Here is a 9,382-nt window from a genome sequence, read left to right as displayed (position 1 = left end):
TATACCTATCGCAAAGTGATTTAATGATAACATAATCAATAAGGAATAGCAAGAGGTTGTTTCCAAAAATTAAGGACGTGGTTCTTGCCGATGCTGGACTGTGCCTTTCGAGGAATATGGCGCTGGTCTTTGGCGTCGGACTTTGCCATGAAGCCCTGACCGATTTTTAGATTTCCGTGTCCAGTTTTTCTGGCTAGGGTGTGCAAAATCTCGACCTAGGGTGTGCAAATGCACCCCCTTTCACTATGCCGCGAAGCCTTGATTTATGCGGCTTCACGGCGTATACTCTCTTAACGATAAGCAGGGGGGTGCAAGGGGGTGCATCGTTAATCGGGTATAGGGGGTGCATCGTTAGATTGTATCAAAATTGGCGGTAAGACGGAGCTTTTGATCACGATCATGTCGAGCTTGGCTCAGGAAGAAAGCCGCAGCATCTTGGAAACACCACATGGGGGCAGAGACGGCGTTTTGCCGACGGCAAGGCAAGTGTCGCCTACAAGCGATTCCTCGGTTATGATCGAGGTTTCGTGGTGAACGAGGAACAGGCAAAGGTCGTGCGGCTCATCTACAAACGATTCCTTGACGGACTGAGCTGCTATGCGATTGCGAAGGAGCTTACAAAAAGGAAGCTGAGGACACCGGGCGGCAAGATAAAATGGAATCAGAGCACCGTGCGGAGCATTCTCACAAACGAGAAATACAAGGGCGATGCGCTATTGCAGAAGGAATTTACGGTAGATTTTCTGCAGAAGAAGACAAAGAAGAACGAGGGTGAAATCCCTCAGTATTATGTAGAAGGAAACCACGAAGCGATCATTGATCCACAGACCTTCGACTGCGTGCAGGCAGAGATGGCAAGACGAAAGGCAGAGCCGCGCCACAGTGGTGTGAGTATCTTTTCCTCCAAAATTCGATGCGGCGAGTGCAAAAGCTGGTACGGTGCAAAAGTATGGCATTCGACAGATGCCTATCGCCGTACGATCTATCGATGCAATCACAAATATGGGAATGGGAAAATCTGCAGTACACCGCACCTTACGGAAGAAGAAATCAAGGACGTATTCGTTCGGTCGGTCAATATCCTGCTCGCGGAGAAGGATGAACTCATAGCCAACCTTCGGACGGTCATCCATATGCTTTGCGAGAATACAGCCTTGGAGAAGAAGCAGACGGAACTTCGGGAAGAAGTGGAAGAGACGGCCGCATTGGCAGAACAATACGTGAGTGAAAATGCACGCATTGCACTCGATCAGAACGAATACGCCGAGAGGTACGAGAGATTGGTGCAGCGTTATGAAAAAGCGAGGTCAGAACTGGATGCGGTGATGCAGGAGCTCTCGGGAAAAGAGATGCGAAAGAAGCAGATGGAGGATTTCATTCGGATGCTTGCGGCGCAGGAGCCGATTACGAGATTCGAGACGGAATTGTGGGCAAGCCTCGTGAATTTCATGACAGTTTACAGCAAGACGGACATTCGCGTGACGTTCAAGGACGGCACAGAAATATAAAATATAATGAAAAAAGGCACTCGGCTTAGGTCGGGTGCCTTTTTCTTTTGGGATTGAAAAACTCCCTGTCCTGTGTCAGAATTAGAACAGAGAACGAAAACGCAGGGAGGAGCTCAGCCATGGCGAATTTGGGCAAGTTGGAGGAAATAAAGGATTTGCGTACGGTGTGGCCGCACGAAGCTGCGGATTTCACGCCGTGGCTTTCGGAGGATGACAACATCGCGCTTCTCGCCGATGCCGTGGGGATTGATATTACGGTGGATGAAACGGAATCGTCGGTAGGGGATTTCCATGTGGATCTTTTTGCCTCGGAGACAGGGACGGAGCGGAAAATCATCATCGAGAACCAACTGGGAGATACGGATCACGATCACCTCGGCAAACTCATTACATATGCATCCGGCAAATCGGCGGATGTCATTATCTGGGTCGTGAAGTATGCGCGTGAAGAACACAAGGCCGCAATCGAATGGCTGAACAATCATACGGATGAAAGAATCGGGTTCTTCCTCTGCGAGATCAAACTGTACCGCATCGGTAATTCTGCGCCCGCCGTCAAGTTCGAGGTCGTTGAAAAACCGAATGATTGGACGAAAGAGGTCAGGAAAACCGAAATGACCAGTGCAACGCAGCAGCAGAGGTACGAGTATTGGGTGGCTTTTCAGGACTACGCTTTCCAGAACGTACAATTTGCAAAGAACTTTAAGCGCAGAAAGCCCTCCACAGATCACTGGATGGACTTCAGCATCGGATCGTCTGCCTGCCATTTTGTTGTGTCTCAAATACAGAAAAGAGACGAATTGGACATGGAACTTTATATTAATGAAGACAAGGATATGTTCTGTTCCCTGCTACAGAACAAGGACGCAATCGAGCGGGAATGCGGCTTTTCTTTTGATTGGCGAGAACTGCCGGAGCGCAAGGCGAGCCGCATCGTCCTTGAAAAAAGTGTGTCTCTTGCAGACCGAAGCGAGTGGACATCGCAGTTTGAATGGCTGATTGATGTCATGCTCAAAATGAAAGCAGTGTTCAAGAAATACATATGACAGCAGCTTGTTCTGATTTGTCAGGGGAATTGGTGGTCAGCATGGAGCAATATCAATACGGCGATCTGACGCATCGAAATTTTTTGTAGGTTCTGGGAAGGAGCGTGCCATGCGGATGAATACTCGTCTGGATGCACCTGTGCATAATCGTTACAGGGTGGCGTGTTCATCGTTCAAGGGGTATCTGGGTGCATCGTTCACTTGTATCAAAGACGACGTGCCAATGGATCCCGCCTGCGGCAGTGGATCTCTATTGCTGAAGTTTGCCAAAATTCTCGGCAAGGAGAATGTGCGAAACGGCTTCTACGGGCAGGAGATCAACATCACGACGTACAATCTTTGCCGCATCAATATGTTCCTGCATGACATCAATTTCGATGACTTCGACATTGCGCGCGGCGACACGCTGACTGATCCGCAGCATGATGCGTTTGAGCCGTTTGAGGCGATCGTTTCCAATCCGCCGTATTCGATTCGATGGGTGGGCAAGGAAAATCCTCTGCTCATCAACGATCCGCGTTTTGCGCCTGCGGGCGTGCTTGCGCCGCCGTCGAAAGCCGACTTCGCCTTCATCCTGCACGCGCTCGCTTGGCTGGCGGCGAACGGTACGGCAGCGATCGTCTGCTTCCCCGGCATCATGTATCGCGGCGGCGCGGAGAAGAAGATTCGCCAATATCTCATCGACAGCAATTTCGTCGATGCTGTGATCCAACTGCCGGACAATCTCTTCTTCGGCACGAGTATTGCGACCTGTATTATGGTGCTGAAGAAGTCGAAAGCGGATACGACTACGCTCTTCATCGACGCTTCGAAGGAATGCATCAAGGTCACGAACAACAACAAGCTCACGCAGGAAAATATCGAGCGTATCCTGCAGATGTATACTGACCGCGCAGATGTTGCCTACACGGTGCGCCTCGTTCAAGGCAAGGAAATCGCCGCCGAGGACTACAACCTCTCCGTCAGCACTTACGTCGAGCCAGAAGACACGCGCGAAGTCATCGACATCGCGGCGCTCAACGCAGAGATTTGCGAGATCGTCGCAAGGGAAGAAGTGCTGCGGCGTGAAATCGACAAGATCATCGCCGAGATCGAGGGCGAGGAGGGAATTGCGCTATGAGCAGGCTGAGGGATTTGATGGAAGAGCTTTGCCCGAATGGGGTGGAATATAAGAAGTTGGGGGAAATTTGCGTTATATTAGATAGTCATAGGCGACCTGTAACAAAAAAAGATAGAGTTACAGGGCAATATCCATATTATGGTGCTAATGGAATTCAAGATTACGTCGATGATTTTATTTTTGACGGTACATTTTTGTTGATTGGCGAGGATGGGAGTGTATTGACTGAGCAAGAAACTCCTGTTGTGCATTGGGCTACCGGAAAGATATGGGTTAATAATCATGCACATATCTTGAAAGAAAAGGGAGAAATTTTGTTAAGGTTTTTATTCCACTATATGCAGACCGTCAAAATTCATCATCTTGTGAAAGGCGTTCCACCTAAGCTGAATCAGAAAGACCTCCGTGAAATACCAATCCCCGTCCCGCCATTGGAAATTCAAAATGAAATCGTAAAATTGCTAGACAATTTTACGGAACTTACAGCGGAGTTGACAGAGCAACTAATGACAGAGCTTACATTGCGGAAAAAGCAGTATGATTTTTACCGCGACAGCCTTTTGAATTTTGTCCGTGCGGATGATACAATCGTTCAGACAGACAGACAGACAGACAGACAGACAGACAGACAGACAGACAGACAGACAGACAGACAGACAGACAGACAGACAGACAGACAGACAGACAGACAGACAGACAGACAGACAGACAAGCACAAAGAATAAGTAAATTCGGGTTGTTGTGGAAAACGTTTGATGTTGAATGGAAAACGCTAGGGGAGGTTTGTGGGTTAAAAGCTGGAACAGCAATATCTGCTAGCTGTATTCGTGAGCAGAAAAACGACGTTTATAAAACTCCTTGTTATGGTGGTAATGGACTTCGTGGGTATGTTCAAGAAGTGAATCATTACAGTGATGCACCTCTGATTGGGCGACAAGGCGCACTTTGCGGTAATATATGCTTTGCCAAGGCACCGTATTATGCGACTGAACACGCTGTGATTGTTGACGGGAAGAAGAATTTTAATAATCGCTTTTTATTTCATGTTTTGGTGAATATGAATCTTGGTCAATACAAAACAGCAGGTGCACAACCAGGGTTGTCCGTGAAACGATTGAACAAAGTGAAAATAGCAATACCAAAACTTGAAATTCAAAATAGTATTGCGAATATCCTCGACCGCTTCGACGCCTTATGTAACGATCTCACCAGCGGACTCCCTGCTGAGATCGTCGCACGCAAGAAGCAATACGAATACTACCGCGATAAACTGCTGACCTTTCCAAGAAGCAAGCTCGAAGAGCGCATCTGATTGGCGAAAAGGTCGTTTCTATGAGTATTGTTATAAGAACATATATTTGGTATAATAGGCTTATAGAAAATGGCAGGAGGTTCTTATGAGTTATAAAACCACGGATGGTTTGATGCGTCATCTTCGCGACAAGGGCATAGCGGTTTCTGGGAGTACGCAAAAACGCCAACTGATCAATACAGGATATTTTCATGGCTACAAAGGGTATCGGTTTTTTCATCGTGCAGGAAATAGTTTGCCTTTTACTTCGTATGGCGAGGTATATGCGACGATTCGATACGATGCGGCTCTGAAATCTTTGCTGTATGGAAAGGTGATGTTTATCGAAACTGCAGTCAAGAATATTGCGGTGGAGGCGATTCTTACAAAGGTAAGGTCGGAGAGCATCCAAGTGATGTGTGATCGTGCGGTCAGTGGATATCATAATTCGCCAGTTGGAGCGAATGTGGAAAAGAAGAGAAAACTACAGCAAGCAAAGCTTAATTTGCAAAATGCGATTCAGTCGAGTCTTGCAAAAGAATATCGAAGGGGAAATCCTAAAATAACTCATTTCTATGACAATGCGAATTATTCGGGTGTTCCTATTTGGGCGCTTTTTGAAATCATGACAATGGGGGATTTTGGATTTCTTTTGTCATGTTTGACGTATGATGTGCGTGATGATATTTCCCGCAGAATCGGATTGAATTTGGCATATGATACGGATCGGCAGCTTGTCTACAAGTATATTTACATGTTAAAAGATTTAAGGAATGCAATCGCACATAACGCAGTTGTTTTTGATACACGTTTTCGAAGTGTTGATCCCAATAGAGCTGTGAAGCAGTGTTTGCTGCAAGAAATCGGTCTGTCCTATGTGAATTTCAAGACGATTGGCGACTATATCATTCTCGTGTGCTACTATCTAAAAATCTTGCATGTGCCTAAGATGGAGATTAAAGCATTCGTTAGAGCGTTTGAGAAAATTAGGGATGACTACGTCAAATCAGTGAATCCCGCAGTTGCAGCAATCGTTATCCATAGGGACTTATCTGCACGAATGACTGCACTTAAAGCGTATATTTAAGCTTGCATATTTTCCTGGTCGGTAGTATAATGAGAACACAAATTGGGGTATGTGTTTGCGGACGCATACTTGAGAGAGTCGGAGAGATCTGGCTCTCTTTTTTTTGTAGGGGCGAAACGATGGGAGTGCAGGACAAAAGCAGCCCTTTCACGAAATACGAGATAGAATATTGGAATAACAGAGGGATTAGGAGAATAACAAGAAGGAAACCTACGAAAAAAACGAGGGATACCATGTACTATAACCTGATTGCAAGCGCGGAAGAGAGCACGGTGCTCTCCCAGTATGTTCGCGAGGAGCGGGCGCCGTATGCGGCGTATCAGCCGGAGGCGGCGCTTGAGCGGGCATTGATCGGGCTGCTGAAAGAGGAAGGCTATACGTATCTTCGGATTCATGACGAGGCGGAGCTGGTCGCGAATCTTCGGGAGCAGCTTTCGGCGCTCAATGATTATGCGTTCAGCGATGCGGAGTGGGGGCGGTTCTTCAAGGCGTCAATCGCGCCTGCGGGCGACGGTATTGCAGAGAAGACGCGGCGCATTCAGACGGATTACATTCAGAATCTTCGGCGCGATGACGGAACGACGAAGAACATCAAGCTGATCGACAAGGAGAACATTTACAACAATCGTTTGCAGGTCATCAACCAATATGCGGTGAAAGGCGGCGCGGGCGCTCAAGCAGAGACGGCGGCTCATGCGAACCGCTACGATGTGACAATTCTCGTCAACGGCTTGCCGCTCGTGCATTTGGAGCTGAAGCGGCGCGGCGTGGAGATTCGCCAGGCGTTCAATCAGATCAACCGCTATCAGCGCGACAGCTTCTGGGCAGGTGCGGGGCTGTATGAGTATGTGCAGGTGTTCATTATTTCGAACGGGACGAATACGAAGTATTATTCGAATACGACGCGTGCGAGCCATATCCGTGAGATGGATGCGGCGGGGCGCAGGGCGAGCAGGAAGACGAGCAACAGTTTTGAGTTCACGTCGTTTTGGGCGGATGCGAGCAATCGCCTCATCACGGACCTCATGGATTTCGGACGCACATTCCTCGCGAAGCATACGTTGCTTGCCGTCTTGACGCGCTATTCGATCTTTACGACGGAAGAGGTGCTGATGCTCATGCGTCCGTACCAGATTGCGGCGACGGAGCGCATTTTGTCGCGCATCAAGATCGCGTCGAATTACAAGACTTGGGGCAAGATCGAGGGCGGCGGCTATATCTGGCACACGACGGGCTCGGGCAAGACGCTGACTTCGTTCAAGACGGCGCAGCTTGCCGCAGGACTGCCGGATATTGACAAGGTGCTCTTCGTGGTTGACCGCAAGGATCTTGACTATCAGACGATGAAGGAGTACGACCGCTTCGAAAAGGGAGCGGCGAACGGCAATACGTCGACGCGCGTGCTCGCGGGGCAGCTCGCGAATGATGCGGCGCGCATCGTCGTCACAACGATTCAGAAGCTCGCTATGTTCATCAAGCAGAACAAGACGCACGCGATCTACGGCAAGCATGTCGTGCTGATTTTCGATGAGTGCCATCGCTCGCAGTTCGGCGATATGCACACGGCGATTGCGAAGGCGTTCAAGAAGTATCATATCTTCGGCTTTACGGGAACGCCGATTTTCGCGCCGAATGCGTCGGGCGCGGGCAAGCCTTCGGCGCGGACGACGCCGCAGCTTTTCGGCGACAAGCTCCACACCTATACGATTGTGAACGCCATCAACGACGGCAATGTGCTGCCGTTTCGCATTGATTACATCAACACGATGAAGAGCAAGGCGGAGATCGAGGACAAGGAAGTGCGTGCCATTGACCGCGAGAAGGCGCTCGCTGCGCCCGAACGCATCCGTGCCGTGACGGAATATATCCTCGCGCATTTCGATCAGAAGACGATGCGCGGCAAGGCGTATTCGCTCAAGGGACAGCGCGTCTTGGGGTTCAATTCGATGTTCGCGGTCGCGTCGATTCCTGTCTGCATGAAGTATTACGAGGAGTTCAAGCGTCAGCTGGCAGCGGCGGGGCGCGACCTTGCGGTTGCGACGATTTTCAGCTATGCGGCGAACGAGGACGATCCCGAGGACGCTTTGCCCGATGAGGATTTTGATACGGCGGGGCTTGACCGCACGAGCCGCGACTTCCTTTCGGACGCGATTGCGGACTATAATGCGCGTTTTTCTACGAATTTTTCGACGGACGGGGATTCCTTCCAGAATTATTACAAGGATCTTTCTCAGCGCATGAAGAAGCGCGAGATCGATTTGCTCATCGTCGTCAATATGTTCCTCACGGGCTTTGACGCGACGACGCTCAACACGCTTTGGGTGGACAAGAACCTCAAGTACCATGGGCTGATTCAGGCGTTTTCACGCACGAACCGCATTTTGAATTCGGTCAAGACGTTTGGCAATATCGTCGCTTTTCGCAATCTGGCGAAAGCGACGGACGATGCGATCTCGCTTTTCGGTGATGAGAATGCCGAGAGCGTCGTACTGCTGAGAGGTTTCCGCGACTACTACGACGGCTATGACGATGCGAGCGGCCGTCACCACAAGGGCTATGCGGAGCTTATCCTGGAGCTGCGCGAGAAGTTCGCTGTCGGTGAGCCGATCTTGGGCGAGCAGGCGCAGAAGGATTTCGTGCGCGTCTTCGGCAGTATCTTGCGGCTCAGGAACATTCTCACGGCGTTTGATGATTTTGAGGAAAATGATCCTCTTCTGCCGCCGCGCGATTTGCAGGATTACCAGAGCATGTACTTGGACATTCATCGCGAGATGACGGGTGCAGGAAATGCGGAGAAGGAGAACATCAACGACGATGTTGTGTTCGAGCTGGAATTGATCCGGCAGGTGGACATCAATATCGACTACATTCTTCTGCTCGTGGAGAAGTATCATGCATCGAACGGCCTGGATCAGAGCATCATCGGCGCGATTGACCGCGCGGTCGGCGCAAGTCCCGAGCTTCGGAGCAAGAAGGAGCTGATCGACGGCTTCATTGCGACGGTCAACACGAGTACGAAGGTGATGGAGGACTGGCGCACCTATGTCGATGAGGAGAAGGAAAAGGCGCTTGAGAAAATCGTGCAGGAGGAGAAGCTGAAGCCCGAGGAGACGGAGAAGTTCGTCCGAAGTGCGCTGCGCGACGGCAGGTTCAAGACGACGGGCACGGCGATTGATACGATCCTGCCGCCCGTTCGCCGCTTCGGCGGCGCTCGCGCCGAGAAGAAGGCGGGCGTCATCGAAAAGCTCAAGACGTTCTTTGCGACTTTCATGGGGCTGGTGGAGGAGTGAGGGGGAACCTATGCATTTGAATCAAATGAGAGGAGACAGG

Annotated in this window: 8 protein-coding genes; all 8 read left to right on the top strand. The window is 49.9% G+C overall.

What is annotated here, in order from left to right; all coding sequences use genetic code 11:
• Positions 1-387: 387 nt before the first annotated feature.
• A complete protein-coding gene (locus tag ACRTGH_RS02275; RefSeq protein WP_368847084.1) occupies positions 388-534 on the top strand; it encodes a hypothetical protein in 147 nt (48 codons plus the stop codon).
• Positions 531-1,508, top strand: coding sequence for a recombinase family protein (locus tag ACRTGH_RS02270; protein WP_368847085.1), 978 nt, complete (start codon positions 531-533; stop codon positions 1,506-1,508). Before ACRTGH_RS02275 ends, ACRTGH_RS02270 begins: the two co-directional genes overlap by 4 nt.
• A gap of 119 nt (positions 1,509-1,627) precedes the next feature.
• On the top strand, positions 1,628-2,554 hold the full coding sequence (locus ACRTGH_RS02265) for a DUF4268 domain-containing protein (RefSeq protein ID WP_368847086.1): 927 nt from the start codon (positions 1,628-1,630) through the stop codon (positions 2,552-2,554).
• 109 nt (positions 2,555-2,663) lie between these two features.
• Positions 2,664-3,674, top strand: a complete 1,011-nt coding sequence (locus tag ACRTGH_RS02260) for a type I restriction-modification system subunit M (RefSeq protein ID WP_368847087.1) — start codon at positions 2,664-2,666, stop codon at positions 3,672-3,674.
• Positions 3,671-4,399, top strand: coding sequence for a restriction endonuclease subunit S (locus ACRTGH_RS02255; protein WP_438474569.1), 729 nt, complete (start codon positions 3,671-3,673; stop codon positions 4,397-4,399). The genes ACRTGH_RS02260 and ACRTGH_RS02255 overlap by 4 nt, the downstream gene beginning before the upstream one ends.
• 11 nt (positions 4,400-4,410) lie before the next feature.
• The gene (locus ACRTGH_RS02250) at positions 4,411-4,986 is read left to right on the top strand and encodes a restriction endonuclease subunit S (RefSeq protein ID WP_438474567.1); all 576 of its coding nucleotides are present in this window, start codon (positions 4,411-4,413) and stop codon (positions 4,984-4,986) included.
• An 85-nt stretch (positions 4,987-5,071) separates the two neighbouring features.
• Positions 5,072-6,052 carry an Abi family protein gene (locus tag ACRTGH_RS02245; protein WP_368847089.1) on the top strand — a complete coding sequence of 327 codons (981 nt, stop codon included), beginning with the start codon at positions 5,072-5,074 and terminating at the stop codon, positions 6,050-6,052.
• Positions 6,053-6,285: 233 nt separating this feature from the next.
• Entirely contained in the window at positions 6,286-9,342 is a 3,057-nt protein-coding gene (locus ACRTGH_RS02240) for a type I restriction endonuclease subunit R (protein ID WP_368847090.1), read from the top strand.
• Positions 9,343-9,382 lie beyond the last annotated feature (40 nt).

Origin of the sequence: Selenomonas oralis, assembly GCF_051603425.1 — a bacterium.
Classification (GTDB): domain Bacteria; phylum Bacillota; class Negativicutes; order Selenomonadales; family Selenomonadaceae; genus Selenomonas; species Selenomonas sputigena_A.
The sequence above is the reverse complement of the archived record's forward strand: the minus strand, read 5'-3'. Positions and strand labels throughout refer to the sequence as shown.